13 protein-coding genes are annotated in these 20,293 nt (G+C 34.3%); 6 read left to right on the top strand and 7 right to left on the bottom strand.

Annotated features, from left to right (window positions below; genetic code table 11):
- The first annotated feature begins 155 nt into the window (after window positions 1-155).
- Window positions 156-1,526, top strand: coding sequence for a M28 family peptidase (locus ACK5ON_RS03845; protein ID WP_409820040.1), 1,371 nt, complete (start codon window positions 156-158; stop codon window positions 1,524-1,526).
- On the top strand, window positions 1,526-1,873 hold the full coding sequence (locus ACK5ON_RS03840; RefSeq protein ID WP_409820038.1) for a DUF1801 domain-containing protein: 348 nt from the start codon (window positions 1,526-1,528) through the stop codon (window positions 1,871-1,873). Before ACK5ON_RS03845 ends, ACK5ON_RS03840 begins: the two co-directional genes overlap by 1 nt.
- A 35-nt stretch (window positions 1,874-1,908) precedes the next feature.
- Here ACK5ON_RS03840 and ACK5ON_RS03835 read toward each other — a convergent pair whose 3' ends face one another.
- The 4 genes from ACK5ON_RS03835 to ACK5ON_RS03820 form a co-directional block, all read right to left on the bottom strand.
- Window positions 1,909-9,522 carry a choice-of-anchor L domain-containing protein gene (locus ACK5ON_RS03835; RefSeq protein WP_409820036.1) on the bottom strand — a complete coding sequence of 2,538 codons (7,614 nt, stop codon included), beginning with the start codon at window positions 9,520-9,522 and terminating at the stop codon, window positions 1,909-1,911.
- A gap of 144 nt (window positions 9,523-9,666) precedes the next feature.
- Window positions 9,667-10,530, bottom strand: coding sequence for a hypothetical protein (locus ACK5ON_RS03830; RefSeq protein ID WP_409820033.1), 864 nt, complete (start codon window positions 10,528-10,530; stop codon window positions 9,667-9,669).
- An 18-nt stretch (window positions 10,531-10,548) separates the two neighbouring features.
- Window positions 10,549-11,367 carry a 3-deoxy-8-phosphooctulonate synthase gene (gene kdsA / locus ACK5ON_RS03825; protein WP_396175638.1) on the bottom strand — a complete coding sequence of 273 codons (819 nt, stop codon included), beginning with the start codon at window positions 11,365-11,367 and terminating at the stop codon, window positions 10,549-10,551.
- A 67-nt stretch (window positions 11,368-11,434) separates the two neighbouring features.
- Window positions 11,435-11,893 carry a 2-dehydro-3-deoxyphosphooctonate aldolase gene (locus tag ACK5ON_RS03820; protein ID WP_409820031.1) on the bottom strand — a complete coding sequence of 153 codons (459 nt, stop codon included), beginning with the start codon at window positions 11,891-11,893 and terminating at the stop codon, window positions 11,435-11,437.
- Window positions 11,894-12,074: 181 nt separating this feature from the next.
- On the opposite strand from ACK5ON_RS03820, the gene ACK5ON_RS03815 reads away from it, so the two are divergent.
- Together ACK5ON_RS03815 and ACK5ON_RS03810 are read left to right on the top strand one after the other, a co-directional pair.
- A complete protein-coding gene (locus tag ACK5ON_RS03815; protein WP_409820029.1) occupies window positions 12,075-12,632 on the top strand; it encodes a YeeE/YedE family protein in 558 nt (185 codons plus the stop codon).
- A gap of 3 nt (window positions 12,633-12,635) precedes the next feature.
- Window positions 12,636-13,049, top strand: a complete 414-nt coding sequence (locus ACK5ON_RS03810) for a DUF6691 family protein (RefSeq protein WP_396175632.1) — start codon at window positions 12,636-12,638, stop codon at window positions 13,047-13,049.
- Between the two features lie 5 nt (window positions 13,050-13,054).
- On the opposite strand, the gene ACK5ON_RS03805 is transcribed toward ACK5ON_RS03810, so the two are convergent.
- Entirely contained in the window at window positions 13,055-13,735 is a 681-nt protein-coding gene (locus ACK5ON_RS03805) for a Crp/Fnr family transcriptional regulator (RefSeq protein WP_409820028.1), read from the bottom strand.
- Between the two features lie 109 nt (window positions 13,736-13,844).
- On the opposite strand from ACK5ON_RS03805, the gene ACK5ON_RS03800 reads away from it, so the two are divergent.
- Window positions 13,845-16,220, top strand: coding sequence for a heavy metal translocating P-type ATPase (locus ACK5ON_RS03800; protein WP_409820026.1), 2,376 nt, complete (start codon window positions 13,845-13,847; stop codon window positions 16,218-16,220).
- Window positions 16,221-16,690: 470 nt separating this feature from the next.
- On the opposite strand, the gene ACK5ON_RS03795 is transcribed toward ACK5ON_RS03800, so the two are convergent.
- Together ACK5ON_RS03795 and ACK5ON_RS03790 are read right to left on the bottom strand one after the other, a co-directional pair.
- Window positions 16,691-18,199, bottom strand: coding sequence for a DNRLRE domain-containing protein (locus ACK5ON_RS03795; protein WP_409820024.1), 1,509 nt, complete (start codon window positions 18,197-18,199; stop codon window positions 16,691-16,693).
- Between the two features lie 325 nt (window positions 18,200-18,524).
- Window positions 18,525-19,478: a Fic family protein gene (locus ACK5ON_RS03790; protein ID WP_396175624.1), complete on the bottom strand. Its 954-nt coding sequence runs from the start codon at window positions 19,476-19,478 to the stop codon at window positions 18,525-18,527.
- Window positions 19,479-19,632: 154 nt separating this feature from the next.
- Between ACK5ON_RS03790 and ACK5ON_RS03785 the strand changes: the two genes are divergently transcribed.
- Window positions 19,633-19,821, top strand: coding sequence for a hypothetical protein (locus ACK5ON_RS03785; RefSeq protein ID WP_409820021.1), 189 nt, complete (start codon window positions 19,633-19,635; stop codon window positions 19,819-19,821).
- Window positions 19,822-20,293 lie beyond the last annotated feature (472 nt).

Below are 20,293 nucleotides of genomic sequence, written 5' to 3'. Positions count from 1 at the left end.
ACTTTTTTACAAAATAATTTATTGGCTCAAGGTTTAGGAACAGGAAGTTTGTATACCAATAATTTTGATTGTCCGTTGACCGTTTCTGATGGTCAACTTTGGTATGATTATACAAAAAATTGGGATTTGAATTTACTAAAAAACTAACTATAATTATGAAAAAAATCGCACTATTACCATTACTTTTTACCACTATTATTTACGCCCAAAGCAACGATAAAAAAATGCTTTCCGATATTTATACATTTTCGTTAACTAAATCTACCTGTTATTCCTTGCTGGATGATTTATCCAATAAAGTTGGTTCTCGATTATCTGGTTCAGAAGGTGCAGCAAAAGGAGTAGCTTATACAAAACAACAATTAGAGACTTTAGGTTTAGATAAAGTATATCTTCAAGAAGTGATGGTGCCAAAATGGGTGAGAGGTGAAAAAGAAACGGCTTATATATTGGATAATAAAACAAAAACCATAGTTCCTATCTGTGCCCTTGGTGGTTCGATTGCTACACCTAAAAATGGGATTACAGCTGAGGTTATCGAAGTGCAAAGCATTAAAGAACTTGAAACTCTCGGCATTGCTAAAATCAAAGGTAAAATTGTTTTTTATAACCGACCAATGGAACCCGAAAACATTGAGACATTTGTTTCCTATGGCAGATGTGGTGATCAAAGAAGATCTGGTGCGCGAGAAGCTGCAAAGTATGGTGCAGTGGCTACTATAGTTCGTTCTTTGAATTTAAGACAAGACGATTTTCCACATACTGGCGCTCAAAGTTATGGCGATTTGCCCAAAGAGCAATACATACCAACAGCCGCTATCAGTACAAATGGAGCTACATTATTAAGTAAGAAACTAAAAAAAAACAGTCGATTACAATTTTTTATGAAGCAGTCGTGTCAGCAATTGGAGGATGTACTTTCCTATAATGTTGTTGGAGAAATAACCGGTTCAGAACATCCTGAAAAAATCATGTTAGTTGGAGGTCATTTAGATTCATGGGACTTAGCCGATGGTTCTCACGATGACGGTGCGGGTTGCGTACAAAGTATGAGTGTGTTGGAAATCTTCAAAAAATTAAATTACAAACCTAAAAACACGATTAGAGTAGTGCTTTTTATGAATGAAGAAAATGGTGGAAGGGGTGCAAATAAATATGAAGAATTATCCAAAACGAATGCTGAAAATCACATATTTGCACTTGAGAGCGACTCAGGTGGCTTTTCACCAAGAGGATTTTCTTTTGAATGTGATGAGGCAAATTTTCAAAAAGTAAACAGTTGGAAGTACTTATTTGAACCCTATTTGATTCATAGTTTTGTCAAAGGCGGAACAGGTTCAGACATCAATCCTCTAACATCGGGAAAAATAGTTAAAGCTGGATTGAAACCTGACTCACAACGCTATTTTGATTACCATCATGCGGCAAATGATACCTTTGATGCCGTGAATAAAAGAGAATTAGAATTGGGTGCAGCAACCATGGCTTCGTTAGTGTATTTGTTTGACCAATATGGAATTGACTAATGAAACCTCAGGATTTATACATATTAAATCAACCCGAAAAGTATCGCGATATGCTTTTGCACATTATTGCTGTTATAGAACAAACTTTGCCTGATGTTGTATTGGAATTTAAATGGAAAATACCTTTTTTTTATCTGAATAATAAACCATTTTGCTTTTTAAATGTCAGTCATAAAGGGAAATATGTAGATGTTGCTTTTAATAAAGGTTTTCAGTTAAAAAATAATCTCGAATTCTTAAATGGTGACAAAAGAAATACCTATAAATCACTTCGCTATTTTTCTTTAGAAACTATTGATAATACTGTGTTAATTTCGGTTATTCAAGAGGCAATAAAGTTATACTAAAAAAATACGTCCCGATTTTCGGGACGCTTTTACTTTTATTTTTCAGAGATTTTATAAATCCAACCCGTTTTTGCAGGCAAATTATCATTAAAATCAATCACATAGTAGTACGTACCATCCGGTAATTGATCACCATTATCAGATTGACCAATCCATTCATTGGTGTAATTGGACTTACTATAAACTTTCAAACCACTTCTATTGAAGATACTCAAATGTTTTACATAGAACAATTGTAAATCAAAAAACTCATTATCACCATCATTATTTGAAGAAATTCCTTTTTGAATACCACATATAATTCTTTCTAAGGTTATTGGTTTGATTTTATAACAACCAGTTGCAGTGCTAACTCCTGCTGAAAAAGTAAGAGGCAAAACTTCAATTGCTGTAGTTGAGTTTAAATAATCAGTAACATTAAAAGTGCTTGAGTTGTTTCCAACCGATAGTAGACTACTATTGAACCATTCAAAATCAGCAGTATCGATATCAAAACTGTTATTTAAAACTTTTACTTCAAGAATGAAATCATTATTTACACAACTTCCTTCGATTACAAAATCAAATCCATCCTGAACGGTAACAGAAAGACTTCCAATAGTTGCACACTCATTAATACCAGGTGTAAATGTATAAATACCTGAAATAGTATTATCAATCGATGTTGGAGACCAATTTCCTGTAATTCCTTCAATGGATGTAATAGGAAGTGAAGGTGCAGTTTCACCAACACACAATGGAGGAATAGCTGTAAACGTTGGAGTAATATTGGGGTTAACTGTTATAACCATAGTGGTTGAAAAAGCACACAAACCAGCAGTTGGAGTGAACGTATAGGTTGTTGTAGCTAAATTATTAAGTGCAGGTGACCATGTTCCCGTAATTCCCTCAATAGAACTTGTTGGTAAAGGATTTAATGGTCTGCCAGAACAAATAGGTGGCACTTGAGTAAATGTTGGTGTGGTATTTGGATTTATTACTGCAGTTAAAGTTGTTGTGGTTGCACACAATCCTGTTGTTGGAGTAAACGTATAAACGGTAGTGCCAATAATTGAATAATCTAAAGTTGAAGGATTCCAAGTTCCTGTTATGCCATTATCTGAAATTGTCGGTAATAAAACTTGAAGAGAAACACCAGCACAGGCAGTTATGGATGTTCCTATTGCAAAAACAGGAGTAACATTTGGCGTAACCGTTACACTAACATTTCCTGAAGCAGCACATTGACCAGGAGTTGGAGTAAAAGTATAAGGCAATGTTTGTGTATTATCAACAATGCTTGGCACCCAACTTCCTGTAAACCCTTCAAGAGAAGTCACTGGTAATGAAGGTGCAATCCCACCAGAACATATGGCTGGTATAGTACTAAAGGTAGCAGGAGTTGGTTGGTTAACAGTTATAGTTAAAGTAGTCGTAGTTGCACATGGATTACTAATATTAGCAACAAATGAAATATCATCCAAAGAGAAATCATTTCCACTTGAAGGCGTTATTCTATCATAAATAGCAATCTGTGCTGTTGTATTGCTACCAGAATTCCAAGTATAATTATATTGATTAGTTAAACAATTGGATAGAGGAGCAGTAATAATTCCTAAAGAAATACCATTAATGGTAACTTCAATTACAGCTGGATTTGGCATGGCAATAGTTTGCAACCAATAACTGAAAGTATAGGTTTGATTTGGCTGTACTGCTACAGTTTGTCCCCAAACTTTATCATTACCCCCATTTGAAGTTGAACCGTCAATAACCATCATATTTCCTCCAGAGGGAGCATTACTTGTACATGCAGGAAAAAATTGGAACCATGAGTTGGCAGCAGTAACTATCCCATATGCTTTTTGAACACCATTCACACCTGCATTTGTTATATATTGGTAATCTGTGCTAAAGGCAGTATTTCCTTGTGAAAAATCTCCATTAACTATTAAATTATTCGGTGATGGATTAATGGTATTCGGAGTAAAAGTATACGTAGTAGTAGAAAGATTATTTAATGCAGGACTCCATGTACCACTAATTCCTTCATTAGAAACAGTAGGTAGTGCATTCAACGTATCTCCTGAACATATTGGTGCAGGAGTATTGAATGTTGGTGTTACAGGTTGTTGAGTCAAGGTAATTACTGTAGCGGTTGAAAATGAACAACTATTTACAGTATAATTAAAATTCGCATAAACACCAGCATTTAAACCACTCAAAGTAGCTTGTCCTGTGGCATTTGAATTTATAATTATTGGACCAATAGTAGTAGAATCATCAGTATATGTTAGACTAAAAACTGTATCAGGTGCTAAATTTTCAATAGTGATAGTACCATCTGAAGCGCCACAAATTGTTGGATTAGAAAAAGTATAGGTTGGGTTATTTTGTAAAGTATAAGTAGCTATAAAATTGGCTCCATTATTATTGATTAAAATGGTATCATCACATTGTGTAGTTGAATTAACATCACCAGTAATATCATAAAATACTTCAATCACATAATTTCCTGGAGGAAAAGCAGTCAAATCTACTGGAAACTCAGTATCACTTAATACTTTTTGCCATTTTTGATCGCCAGGGTTACAAGGTCCACCACTAGGGAAAGAGCCACTAACACAATTATCAAAGAAAGGTAAATTTAAAACGGTAAATCCACCAGGAGTACCTGATTGTGGATAGATTCTATAATTCAATCGTGCACTACATACATTGGCAGTTGCTGTTTTGAATGTTTTTAGTTCTGCACCTCTCAGTTTGAAAGTATTTGAATTTGAAATATAAGTTCCAAAGTCATTATTTGGAAAAATATTTTGAACAGGTCCTATTATGGAAGTACCAGAACCAACTGTGTTAAAGAAATTATTATCAGCGCAATTGGTTAACCAAACAGCACTCGCAAAACTTCCAAATGAACAAGCCTGATTAACTGTTATAACTAAAGGAATAGTTGCTGCACATTGTCCTGGATTAGGAGTGAATGTATAAGTCAAGGTTTGAGTATTATCAACTACTGATGGTGACCATGTTCCTGTAATACCATTTTGTGAAGTTAATGGTAAAGTAGGCGCAATATCTCCATTACAAATAGTTCCTGGTATTGAGAATAAAGGAGTTACCAATGGATTTACAATTAAATTAAATGTTCTGATTTCAAAACAATCTGTACTATTTTTTTCTATTCTAGCATAAATAATTTGTGTATTTGCAGTTGTATTGGTATATAAAAGCGGTAATGCGTTTATAGATGCAACAGCGTCTGAATTATTCGCATAATAGCTAACATTATAACTTGCAGCATTTAAACCGCCTAAAGCAGCTGCATTATTTTGTGATAAATCAAATTCCGCAAATCCAGTACTATTACAAAGAATTAAATCATTAGGTGTCCCCGGTACAATGGGGTCATAATATTCAATTGTGATAGTGTCACTTGAAGTACAAGTTGTACCTATACTTTGCACAGTAACACTATAAATACCTGCTTGGCTGATTGTTAAGTTTGGTCCTGTTTCATTTGGTATTGGATTGTTACCATTTGACCATGTAAATGTGTAAATACTCGGACTTAAACCAGACGTGATGGTATAATTTTTTCCATTACACAATGCCGTATTGTTGGCTTGTAAAAAATCATCTCCTAATTCAATCGTACCAATATCCAAACTTCCACCTTCAAGAAAAACGGCAGAGTCAAAATTATTATCCAAACGGTCTGCTATGACTAGTTTAATATGGTATTGATTTCCCGGTATAACTGTAGCGGTTGCAGTAAGCGGTACAGTAATACCGTTAAAATTAGTTGGTGAACCTATTGGATCTAATCCTCCAAATCCATAAAAAGCATCAAAATAATCTGGATTAACTGAGATACAATTATTGTTATATTGAGAATCCCTGATTGTAACCACTGAAACAGGTGTAGTGGTGTTTGGAATAACTGCTAAATTTGTTGTTATTCCAGTTGAAATATCAGTTAATAAAAAGGCAAAAGCATCGGAGAATGCACATTGGAATGTACCATATTCTTCTGAAGCAAACACAAAATTAAAATTAATGGTATTGACTAAGGGCACAAAGTCAAACTCTAATTTGGTCGCATTTCTTGAATTCATAGGATTTCCTGTTGATGCTAAAATAATAGATTCAAGATCAGCATCTCCTGGCCACAGATCTACTCCGTCTCCTAGGGTAGTTGTATTTGGTCCAGGTGCACTCATTGCATTACCAGTAGTTAAAACGATTCCTTCAGAAAAAGGGAAACCTGATCCATTTTGATTGAAATAGGCAATACCATTTGTCGAACCAAAGTTAGTTCCTGTAGAGGAAGTTACATTCGTAACGCTGGCACAAGTGGAATTTAAAAAGACATCTTCTACTAATTGAATCGTAGTGTATTGTGTATTATTTGTTGAAATAGGAGGTGGAATGGTTCCTATACATACATTAAATGTTGTGGTTTGCCCTGGAGTTGCTGTCCATGAATAGACTCTAATAAAATAGGTTTGACCAATCACTAAATTATTGGCAATACTCTGATTATTATCACTACAATAAAGTTGATTTAAACTACTACAATTACCACTATATAAGACGTGAAATAAATCAGTTGTACTTCCCAAAACATTGCTTAAAGTAACGGAATGAGAAGTGGAAGTTGCAGTAAATTGAAACCAAACATCATCATCGTCAGTTCCATTACAAGTGTTTGCTTGAGGAGATGCTGTTGCCCCAATTAAACTACCCGAAACTGTTTGTACACACTCAATAGAAGGATTAACAGGAACAACAGTTGCGTTAACACATTCATCGTTAGCTATGAGGGTATAGAAAGTTCTTTTGTTTGACCAATAACTTTTATCTGATGCACTACATATGGCTCTTACATATACATCATAACCGGTGGCAGCAGTTAATCCTATTGCAGGGTAAGGATTTAAACTCGTTAATATTCCAATAGCTGTAGCAAGTGGCGTAGGAGAACCAACAGGTAAAATTAAAACTTCCCATTGAGTAGCAGTTCCAGCTTCAGTCCACCCAATAGACGCGGAAGTTTGTGTTATACTGGTTGTTGTTATTGTATTTGGTTTAGGACAAGAAGCAGGAAAACATTCTACAATTCCACTAAAAAGTAATGTGTTTGCAGTTCCAGTTCCTGGAGGTTTTGTGTAAATTGTACTTTGAGGCGCTAGTGCCTCTATTATACTAATACCCATTTCTCCTGGAAATTGACCTCCATTATTCCAAAATAGCTCAAAAGGAATACCATGACAAAGGGGAACAAGTACTGAAACTGCTGTTATGCCTTGTGCAGCTGTAGGCCCTGTTAAAGTAGCTATTACAACCCCATTTTGTCGCACTTGCATAGTACCACCATTCCAACCGTCTCCAAAAGAATCTGTCATTGTAAATGTATAGTTACATTGATTGGCTAAAGAACAAACGGATGTATTGAAATTTTTGACAATACTCCATGCTCCAATATTTGTTGTAGAACATACCGGTCTTACATAAAAATCATACGATGTTCCCGAAGTTAACCCTGTATAGTTAAATGGGTTTGTAGTAGCAACAATCCAACCTGTTGAAGTTGATGTTGGTGCTGGTAAGCCAGCTGCTTGTACTAATACTTGCCAAGAAGTTTCAGGTCCAGAAGTAGTCCATCCCAATAAAGCGCCAGTTTCAGAAATGTTTGTGGCTGTTAAAGCAGTAGGAGCTAGACACTCAGGTACTAAACAATTTACATTTCCATTATATAACACGGTTCCTGCTGTACCGCTTCCGGGTGCTTTAACAAATATTGTTTGTCCAAACGAATTAATAACCGTAACGCCAATTTCTCCTGGGAAAGTTCCAGCAACATTCCAAAATAAATCAAAAGGAGTATTATTACACATGGCAACAGTCACTGTAACTGGATTTTGTCCATCTGCTGCTGTAGGACCGGTAAGGGTAGCCACAACGATTCCGTTTTGTCTTACTTGAAAAGTACCACCATTCCAACCATCTCCAAAAGTGTCTCTCATTACAAAAGAATAAGAACATTGCTGTGCAACATCACAAATACTTGTTGAGAATAAAAATGGCCCAGTCCAAGCACTAAATGTTCCATCTCCACAATTGGCTCTAACATAATATTGATAATTTGTTGCAGCAGTTAAACCTGATACAGGGAAATTTGTATTGGTATTTGCAGTTACTCCAGAACCAGATGGAATTGGAGAACCAGCAGTTTGAACAGCTACTTGCCAAGAGCTAGCGCCTCCCGGATTTGCCCAAGATAATTGAGCACTATTTTGTCCAATATTAGAAGCACTCAAGGTTGTTGGTGGAGTGCAATTAACACTTTGTAAAGTTAGTGTATAAGCTGTTGTTTGTGGTGTTGCCCATGTAGAAATTACTATATAATAGGTAGTTCCAGCAGTTACAGTTAAATCGAATGTTCTCACTGTTGTGGCAGAATTTGCTACACCAGCAATACAACTAACACCAATATTGGCACAGCTGTTATATACAAATATTCCAGAAAAGGTTGCTGTAGGTGTCATGGTAACATTGATGACACCATTTGTTGTGGCAGTATAAGAATAGACAACATCATTACCATTTAAATAACTATTTGCAGAACCACAACCAGTTGCTCCTGGACTACCTTCAATTGTAGTATTATCTGAATAATTTGCTGTGTTATCTGTTGTACTATAAGGTAATGTTCCTATTACAATTGGAGCTGAACAGCTAAATCCAGGTGAAGTTGTTGAAAAGGGGAAAGGGCCAATCCATAAACTATTTGCTCCAGAACTACATAAAGCTCTCACATAGTATTTATAGCCAGTAGAAGGTGTAAATAAAGTTCCTGTTGATGTAGTAGTAGCCGTGTAGGGTAAAGTTCCATTATAAACTATTCCAGTTCCTGATGGAGTACCTGCTGCTGGAATAACTTCTATTTCCCACGAAGTCGCACCACTTGGATTTCCCCAGCTTAAATTGGCTGAAGTTTGAGTTATTCCATTGGCAGTAAGTGCTGTTGGATCTAAACATTGTTGAACAACTTTAACATTATCTATTAGCCATCGGTCACCAGCACCATTTACTCCTGCTACTTGTTGGTTATGAACCTTAACAAAGGAAATATAGACTTGTTGGTTTTGGTAAATGGCCGGAAAATTAACTACTTTTTCTTCGTAAATATTGAAAGTAGTTGTCAAATCAGCTTCGGTCCATTGTTGTATTACAGTATAAGCCGCAGGATTAGTTTGTGAAGCTGAAGCAGGTGCAACTCTTATCTGATAAACCGTGCCTTGATTTCCAGCTGCAAAGGAACGTGTAAAAAAATGCAATTGTCCATTAACAGGAATGTTAACCAAAGGTGTTGCCAAGAAATCTTCTGAGACATCTCCAATGTTCATGGTTTCCCTATTAATATAGGCAGCATTTGCCCCTTGAAAAACTATTGGAGGGGTTGCTACTGTGTTATTAATTCCCCAGCGTTGTGTTGTTCCAATAGCATTATCAAAAACGGCCCAATTACCAGTTCCTAATGTCCAGTTTGTACTTGGTAATGCATCTGGTCCTGTTGTTGATTCAAACCCTTCAAGGGCAAGTTGAGAGTAACCGCAGATGGAAAAGCAAAATGCTACTAGTAATAAAATAATTTTTTTCATATATTAATAATATTTGTTTTTTTAAGGTCTCCCGATAGTTATCGGGAGTAATCGCTCAATCTTCATTGGTGTTTGCTTACGCAAACTGCTTGTTAATGGCAATTTCATATTTAAATTTTAAGACTTTAAAGTTAATAAAAAAATTTATACTTTAAATATCCCTCCAAAAGTTATAATTCTTTGAAGAAAGAAAAAATGTTGTGAAGCAGTATCCGAGGAACTGCTGGTAGTTCTAATATCATCCATGTCGATATAACCTCCTTTTAGTTCAGTTTGAACAAAAAAGTATTTGAAAAAGGTAAAGTTCAGACCCACTTTTGCAGAAACACCATATCCTGAAACATGAAAATCGTCATGTCTTTCTTTTTCTAGTAATTTTGCATTTGTTTTTGGATACAGCAAACCAGCTCCTAATCCTTCAGTGATATTCAACTGAAATTTATCTGTGTTTTTTATTTTGAAAAGCTGAGAAATATCATCAACACGACAAAATTCTGTATTTACGTAATTCAAACCATCAGTGTGTTCAAATTGTAAAAAATTACCATCATTCAAATCTATAGTATGATTTCCTGAAGGTAAATAAATTCCAGTATAATTTGGATAAGATTCCCCGATTGCGCCACCAATTTCAACTTTTTGATTTTGTACCATTACATACTTCATATGATCAAAACCAACCGAAATATTATAATGATCATTAATAAAATAACCTAACCTAAAATTGGTTTCTGGAATAGTCATTTTGGTTGGATTTATATAGTTTATGTGCCAACCCATTGGTTTGTCTTCTGCATTTACATTATATAAAGTAAAATCATAATCTGGCCCTTTAAAATGAATATCCGATTTTGAAAAACTCTCACGATTACCTCCCCAATAAAAATACATTTTTCCTTTATTATGTGCCGTAAATTTATGAGGTGTTATAGAGATTGTGTCTTGTGATACAATAGTTTGCGGTCTTACAATAAAAGAAAGAATTGAAAATAAAATTATTTTTTTCAAAATGAAATTGGATAAATATTAAAATTGGTTTATGGTTTGTTTGATTGCTACTAGTCGAGTCATTAAACCTTCAAAAAAGTCTAAATGAAGCATATTTGCACCATCGCTTTTAGCAAGAGCTGGATTAAAATGGGTTTCAATGAAGATGCCATCGACACCAACTGCAATTCCTGCTTTGGCTATAGTTTCAATCATATCGGGTCTTCCACCAGTAACACCTGTTGTTTGATTGGGTTGTTGTAAAGAATGGGTAACATCTAAAACGGTAGTAGCATACTGTTGCATAGTTGGAATCCCTCGAAAATCAACAATCATGTCTTGATAACCAAACATGGTTCCTCTATCAGTAACCATTACGTTTTGATTATTGCAATCCAACACTTTTTGAACGGCATGTTTCATGCTTTCCGGACTCATAAATTGACCTTTTTTCAAGTTAACTACTTTGCCTGTATTGGCTGCTGCCACAACCAAATCGGTTTGACGTACTAAAAAAGCTGGTATTTGCAATACATCTACATATTGTGCCGCTTTATCAGCATCCTCGTTGGTATGAATATCAGTAACAGTAGGAACATGAAACGTTTCAGAAACTTTACGTAAAATTTTTAACGCTTTCTCATCTCCAATTCCTGAAAAACTATCAATTCTGGAGCGATTTGCTTTTTTAAAGGAACCTTTGAACACATAAGGAATAGCTAATTTATCAGTAATAGTAACTAATTTTTCGGCAATTCTCATCGCCATTTCTTCGCCTTCAATGGCACATGGACCAGCAAGTACAAAGAAATTTTGGCTGTCCATGTTTTTTATTTGTGGAATCAAATTTAGATTCATAGAGTGTAAATTTTTAAAGTGCGAAGGTACAAATTAAATGTAGTTTATTATAACTAGTAAAAGGGTCTTATTTTTTTAAAGAAAGTCCCATAGGAACAAACAAATATCCTCTTTCATAAATATTTAGATATAATTTTATTGGTTTAGATTGACCTTCCCAAGTCAATTCATATACATCCAAAAAACCAGCTCCCATTTCGGTTCTTTTTGTTGGAAACGGGCAACAACTTTCTAGTTTTGTAAATGTGATTTTTTCACCTTTTGGCCCAGCCAATGCATTTAAAAAACGCGCTGAATTCAGATTTTCGTCTTTGGTATTTTTATAAAAAACATTGATAGGATAATCTGGGTCAAAACCATATTTTTTATCCTTACTGTATTCGGAAAAAATAAAAGTATTCTCTTTTGATAGTGTTGGGATAGGTGCATTGTCATCCACATTTTTCAGGGTTGATTTTGTACTAACACAAGATGAAAAAAAAGAAATTAGAGTAACAAAATAGCATAAGTTGATTGTATTTTTCATAAGGTAAATGTTTTTTTTGATCTTGCAATAATCATGCTAATGTTGAAAATACTTTAAATTTATTTTTTATGGTTCACTTAAATTCAACTTAATTTTATATTCAAAATTACGTTATTTTCAATAAATATTAATTGTTAGAAACTAGTTTATATTTCTATTTTTGTAAAAAATAATTTAATTCATGGAATTAATCACACACACTTGGCACTGGGCGATTGCCGGATTTATAATTGGACTGGTTATGCTTTCGCTTAATTATTTTGGAAAAGTATTTGGTATGTCATCTAATCTACGTTCCTTATGTTCGATGACTGGAGTTGGAAGTAAAGTTCCTTTCTTTGATTGGGATTGGAAATCGCAACGTTGGAATCTTGCCGTAGTTTTTGGAGCTATGCTAGGCGGATTTGTTGCTGTTCATTTTTTAAGTGATGCTTCCAATGTTACTTTAAATCCTAAAACTATTGAACAATTGTCCATAATGGGAATTGATGCTCCAAACGGAAAATTATTGCCTGATGCACTTTTTGGAAGCGAAATATTCCAATCACCCAAAATAATTTTCATCCTGATTATCGGCGGAATATTGATAGGTTTTGGTTCACGTTATGCTGGTGGTTGTACTTCGGGACACGCTATTGCTGGGATGAGTAATTTGCAATTAACTTCTTTAAAAGCGGTGATTGGTTTCTTTATTGGCGGAGTGATTATGGCTCATTTTATTTTACCTCTAATTTTCTAAAGCATGAATTTACTAAAATACATAATTGTTGGTTTTATTTTTGGAATTGTTTTAACCAAAACTGAAGCTGTTTCTTGGTACCGAATTTATGAAATGTTTCAGTTTCAATCTTTTCACATGTATGGTATAATCATGACGGCAATAGCCACAGGATTAATTGGTATTCAAATTATTAAAAGAAAGCAATGGAAGGATTTTAACGGAAACACTTTTCATATACAAGATAAAGAAAAAGGAAATACCCGTTATTGGATTGGTGGTATTCTATTCGGACTTGGTTGGGCAATGGTAGGCGCTTGCCCAGGACCAATTTTCATTCTCTTAGGTTCTGGATTTTTGAGTGTTGGATTGATATTGATAGGTGCTCTTTTTGGAACATTTTTATATGGTATTTTAAAAGATAAATTACCACATTAAATAAGTTAATCAGCCAAGCGTCGAAGCTTGATTTTGTCGACAATTTTAATCCGCTTGCCAATTAATTCAATTACTCCACTTTTGTTCAATTCAGAAAGCAAACGAATGCAACTTTCAGTAGCAGTACCAATCATTCCTGCTAATTCTTCTCTTGAAAGTTGAAGTCTTAGTAAGCCTTCTTTATCGTTACCAAAAGTTTCTTCTAAGTAAATAAGTGTTCCTGCTAATCGTTCTTTAACACTCTTCTGAGCCATGTCAACCATTTGGTCATCAGCATCTTTCAAATCACCACAAATGCTTTTCATTAAATTCATTGAAAAATTATTATTTTGACTGAAAAACTGCATAATTTCAGTTTTCGGAATAAAACAAACTTCCATATCTTCTAGAGCAACCGCACTCAAATTGGCTGGTTCTTCACTAATCATGGAACGTTGTCCTAATAAATCGCCGGGCTTAACTAGTTTTACAATTTGATCTTTGCCATTAGAACTCAGTTTAGAGAGTTTGCAAATACCTTCTTTAATACAGTAAATGCCATTTGTAATTTCACCTTCCTCAAAAATTGGTTCCCCTTTTTTTATGGTATAAGATGTTTTGCATTCGGCCATTCTAAGTAATTCTTCTTTTCCCAAAGCTTTGAGAGAACTGAATTGTCTGACGATACATTGTTCACATTTACTCATTAAACAGAAATATTATTTTTCGCTTTACAAATATATTCAAAGCATGACAAATATCATATTTTAATTTTAACCATTGTTCAATCTTTGTGCAAGGTAAAATGAGCAAATTATGAATACATCACAATGTTTCCATTGTGGTAACGAAATCGTACTTAAAGACGAAATTGTTTTTGATGATAAACGTTTTTGTTGTAATGGTTGTAAAACCGTTTATGAAATATTTAGCACTAATGACTTGTCATGCTATTACGATTTTCAGTCTGCACCAGGCGCAACACCACAAGATATTAAGGGTAAATATGATTTTTTAGCCAATGAAAGTATTGTTGACAAACTTTTGGAATTCAATGAAGATAAAACAAATATTGTTTCACTTTACATTCCTCATATACATTGTAGTTCGTGTATTTGGATTTTGGAAAATCTACAAAAATTGCAACTAGGCATAAACACTTCACAAGTAAATTTCCCAGAAAAGAAAGTTAGAATTAACTACAATCCCGAAAAAACATCACTTCAAGAAATTGTAGCCCTGCTTTGTTCTATAGGGTACGAACCTTATATCAGCTTAGAAAATTTTGATGAGGGAAAAAAGAAAGTAGACCGTTCACTGATTTATAAAATAGGTGTAGCATTTTTCTGTTTTGGAAATATCATGCTACTATCATTCCCAGAATATTTTGAAGTCAACGAGTTTTGGATTGACCAATACCGTGATTTTTTTCGTTGGCTTATTTTTGTTTTGGCTTTGCCTGCTTTTATCTATTCGGCTTCTGGATATTATGTTGCTGCTTGGAAAAGTATAAAACAAGGCATGTTAAATATGGAAATCCCTATTGCATTAGGAATTGTAGTGATGTTTATCAGAAGCACTATAGATATCGCTTTTAATTTTGGTCAAGGGTTTTTTGACAGCATGTGTGGTTTGATATTCTTCATGTTATTGGGCAAACTATTCCAGCAAAAAACCTACGATTTTCTGTCATTTGAACGCGATTATAAATCCTATTTTCCTATTGCCATTACCAAAGTTTTACCAAATGGAGAGGAAGAAGCGGTGCAAGTCTACGAAATTAAAAAAGGCGACCGATTGCTAATCCGAAATCAGGAATTAATTCCTGTTGATGGTATTCTTATTTCTCAAAAAGCATCCATTGACTATAGTTTCGTAACGGGTGAAGCCGTTCCTATTGCCAAAAAATCAGGCGATAAAATCTTTGCTGGCGGAAAACAAATAGGCAAAGTCATTGAGATGGAAGTACTGTTTTCGGTATCTCAAAGTTATTTGACCCAATTGTGGAGCAACGATGTTTTCCAGAAAAGAGTGGAGCAAAAGCACAAATCCATTACCGATAAAATCAGTCGCTATTTTACTCCAGCGTTGCTTTTATTGTCAGTAGTATCTTTTCTGTATTGGGTTTTTATTGATGTTGCTACAGCGTTTAATGTCTTTACCGCCATTCTTATTGTAGCGTGTCCTTGTGCTTTGGCATTAACAGCACCATTTACAATGGGCAACGTTTTGAGAATAATGGGTAATCGAAAATTGTATCTAAAGAATGCGATTGTGATAGAGCAATTGGCCAAAGTGGATAGTATAGTATTTGATAAAACAGGCACCATTACAACCAATAAAAAAACTTCCATAACCTATGAAGGTGACCCATTAAATGTTTTTGAACTGCAATTATTAAATAATGCTTTGCGTGGTTCAAATCATCCATTAAGCAGAAGGTTGTATGATTTTATTCCAGCTCAAGAAAAAATGGAACCGCTTCGTTTTGAGGAAATTATTGGAAAAGGAATTTATGCCGAATTTAAAGAAGGTACCATAAAATTAGGTTCGTCACAATTCTTGCAACACATGAGTGAAAACACCCATAAGAAAACCAAAGTGCATGTTGAAATTAATGGTGTTTATAAAGGAAGTTATGTTTTCAATAATCAATATAGAAAAGGTTTAGAGCAGTTGTTTGAAAATTTGGCTAAAAATTATAATTTAATAGTATTATCAGGCGATAATGATGGAGAACGCCAAATTTTAGAAAAAATGCTTCCAGAAAACACCACTTTAGTATTCAATCAAAAACCAGAGCAAAAATTAGAATTCATTAAAAAACTACAAGAAGAAGGTAAAAATGTAATGATGATTGGTGACGGATTAAACGATGCTGGTGCCTTAGCACAAAGTAATGTTGGGATTTCAATTTCCGAAAATGTAAATGTTTTTTCACCTGCTTGCGATGGTATTTTGGATGCCAGTCAATTTGAAAATATCGATTTCTTTTTAGGTTATTCTAAAAATGCTATGAGAACTATTTATATGAGTTTTGGCTTGTCATTACTTTATAATGTGGTAGGATTAACTTATGCTGTGACAGGAAACTTGCTGCCAATTGTTGCTGCTATCATTATGCCATTAAGCACCATTACGATTGTGAGTTTTGTAACGATAATGAGTAATATTTTTGCGAGGAGGAAATAGTAGCAAAAACCATAAAAAAGCATCAATTACTGGAGATTTTTTTTAAACAGTTGGTGGCGTATCATCGCCGTTGTCTCTGCGGGCAATGATTACGGCAACGTTTTTCGAACCGTATGATGGTATTAATCATTTGGGTGTAGTAGCACTGAATTTAAATGGAGTTGAAACGAGCGGTATCGGGGTTTACATCTTATGTTCGCTACGCTCGGGTGTAAATCCGTGCTATCTTGGATATAATCTTCTCAAAAGTTGTAAATAACTTTATAGTGCTTTTCATAGGAATTGATGTAAGGCATTCGGTTTGTATTCATCCAATTTCAAGTTTTCTTTCTTCGGTTACTATATTTTTTTCTAAGCTTAAAATAAATATAAACAAGGTAGCAATAAATACAAATGCGATAACAATAAATCTAAATGCAGGAGCAACATAGAAACTGTCGCCCAATAGCAATTAAAAATGAAGACCATTGTTATTTTACACAAAAACGTTTATTAAATATTTGTGTAGGTGAAATCACTTGAATAAGATACAAGCCTTTGCTGTAGCTACTTACATTAAAATTTGTTTCAAAGGAAGACGCGCTTTTTTCAATGTTTTCATGGTAAATAACTTGTCCCATTAAATTAATAATATTGATTGTAAGCTTACCAATGTAACTTGAATTAAGGCTTAAATGTAAGTCTGTTTGAGCGGGATTTGGAAATAGCATTATCCTATCATCTGAAAGATCATTGCTGTTATTGCTGAGAGGAGATTGAAAACATAGCGTTAAAGCAGGACGTTTGGCACTATCTGGAAAATTACTCGAGCCAAAAATCATACAATTATAATAATCAGAAGTTTGGGTTTTTAACATCCACCCATAATTATTTCCAGGATTGTTAATCCATTCCTGAGCAATTGCAGTCACATCAATATTCAAATAATCGTCATAATTTGTAACGCTTTGCGGTAAAGTAACAATATTGGAATTACTCACATTGGGTTGGTTATTCCAATTAACGGTGCTTATTGACCAAGGAGAAACAATTTTTAAAAGTTCGCTGGTGTTATTGGTTCCATGAGTTGGACCAGCTGCGGGATTACCGGTGAGCTGGGCAGGATTAGCAAACAAAGAAAGTGTTGCGCTTTGCAAAACAGAATTTTGTGGAAAGGAAGATAAATCAAATTTAATCAATGATCGCGATTCGCAGGGTGATCCTCCACATGTCCATTGTGATGCACCAAGGTCTGTACTCATTGAGTCGGGCGACAAATAGTTTGGATTACTTCCATAGGAAATATCAATACCGTTTACCGGACCTGGATTCAAAGTGTTGCAATTGCTAAAGCCATAGGTAATAGTTAGCTTGGGACGCTTTGTGGCATCAGGGTAATCGCCAGAAGAAAAAATCATGCTATTATAAAAATTTGGAGTGTTAATACTTAACATCCAACCAAAATTTGAGCTTGGATTGCTGACCATGGATTGCACTGCTGCTGTAACATCTAGAGCATTGTAATCATAAAAAGTTGATATGCTTTGCGGGATAATGGTAGCATTAACACTCGTGAAGGAGGGTTGATTATTCCAAGAAACTGTGCTAGTATTCCAATTTGTGGTTACTGGATACAAAGAAGATGCGTTATTATTACCAAATGTAGGACCTGCTGCCGGATTTCCATTGAGCTGTGTAGGATTTGCATAAAGCGATAAGGTTGCACTGGTAATTATAGCGTTTGTTGGTATTGAATTCAAATTAAACTTAATCAAAGAGCGCAACTCGCAAGGCGCACCACCGCAAGTCCATTGTGCAGCACCAAAGTCAGTAGAGATTGGATTAGCAGCCAAAAAATTGGGGTTATTACCGTACGAAACATCAAATGCTTCTGATGATCCGGGCTGCAGCACTAGGGTAGTTGGTTGCGAATAAGCGGTTAAAGAGATAAACAAACCATATCCCAAAAATATTACTGAAAGAGTATTTTTAGTCTTCATAGCGGTGTTTGTTACGTTATTATTTGAAACAAAAATAAAAAAAATAAAATAAAATTATAAAAAAAATAAAATAAACAATAAACATGAATCATTATTTTTAAATGCGTAACTGCTTCTAGTTTAGGTATTCTGAGATAAATTCTCAATTATTTTTTCGGTTTTCTGTCGCTCGAAAGTGTCGTACAACGTGCCTCGACTTCATGAAGTGGTGATGAACCAAGACCAAGCCACAACAAATATAACTATAACTTTAATTAAAAACCTGTGCTATTTCAAATAAATCCTGAAGCTCGCCATTTCTTAAAACGGCTTTTAACAACAGTAATTATTTTATAATATATTTTGTTTTATTAAGATTTCCAACACTTTCAAGTAATTGTAAATCAATTCCTTTTTTCAAATCTCTACTTGCTGTTGCAGATGATAAATCTTTGAATGTATTCATATAATCTTTACGAGTAAATTCTTTTGCTCCAAGCTTTATGAAGTATTCTAAACGATCGATATCTTTTAAAATTCTATTGTTGTAACTAAGCAAGTTCTCAAGAGATTTGTTAATTACATCAAGCATATATTCTATAAAGAATGTTGATTTTCCATTTTTATCACTAAGCGAAAGAGATTTATAATATTCATCTTGTGTTTGACTAATCAGAGTTTCAAAAGGCAAAAACTCAAATATTGGATAATCGTTCATTAATATTAAAGTTTGCCACAATCTTCCCATTCTTCCATTCCCATCTAAAAAGGGATGAATAAATTCCATTTCATAATGGAAAACACAACTTTTAATTAATGTTATTTCTTCTGAGTCATTCAAATAGTCAAATAAATCTTTCATAAGAAAAGGAACATTTTCAAAAGGAGGAGCGACATGTTCAACTTTATTTTCTTTAACTATTCCAACTCCTTTCGTTCTGTATTTTCCAGCACTATCAATTAATCCATTCATTAGTAGGAGGTGAGCTTTTAAAAAGCATTTATCAGAATTGAATTTATATTCATCAAGTTTTTCGTAAACTTTGATTGCATTTAATACTTCTAAAACATCTTTTTTAGGACCAATAATCCTTTTTTTTTCAATTAAGGCTGTGATTTGATCTTCTGTTAATGTATTGCCTTCAATTTGTAAAGATGAATGTATTGTTTTAATTCTATTCTGTTTTCTTAATTGAGGTGATTGTTTACTGAGGTAATTGGCATTCACTTCTCCTAGTTTTTCAGATATAGAAGTGATTAATTTTAAAATCTTAGGAGTAATGTCATATGGGGGCTTCATTGATAATATCATTTGATACTATCAAAAGTAGTTTTTTTAAACTAAACGTCCAAATATTATTGTTGTTAACGGCAGACTGTGAAAAAACTTCCACAATCCACAAACAAATATAAAAATTACTTGTAAGAAAAACATATTTTTCTTATTTTTAACCATGCAACATCCCCACACTTCGGGGCAAGGAATATCACGCAATCAGCTTCAAGTGAGCAGTCTAGAAGACATTATCGCTACTGACAATCCCGTTAGATTTAGCGATGCCTTTGTCAACAGTATCGATTTAGTTACAATAGGAAATGCAATGGCTTGTAGAAGTCATTTGCATACGATTTTCATTTTTTGATCAACGAGGACCGCCTGCGTGGTCTATTGGCGATAGCCAAAATTCAAGTTCCTATAAAAACTAATTTAAGGGTAAGGCTATCTATGCCTCAAAGTGCAGGAAAACAAGATAAAAAACCAAGGAGAACTACAAAAAAATAAAGAGGAAATTATATCCTCTTCTAAATCTTTATAACATCATAACGAAAAACCAATAGTGGACGGACATGTAATAGGTGAGCATGTCCTGAGTTTATCGAAGGGTTCAACAGGAGTTTCATTACTTCGTCCGTTCGCCGTTGGCTCGGGTGTTGGCTTTCCAAGCCTAACGAAACTCTAGCTATTGTGTGCTGTTTTTATTGAAGTCCTTTAAAAAAGTTCCAAACTTCTTCCGCATATTCTATATCTCTATTTTGAACTCCACTTGCAGGTGAAGAATTGGTATAAACTGTCTTACTTGGCACAGCGTGTCCAGCGTTATTTAAAATAAAATA

Source organism: Flavobacterium sp. (assembly GCF_046317795.1).
Classification (GTDB): Bacteria; Bacteroidota; Bacteroidia; order Flavobacteriales; family Flavobacteriaceae; genus Flavobacterium.
This window is presented reverse-complemented; position numbering and strand designations above follow the sequence as displayed.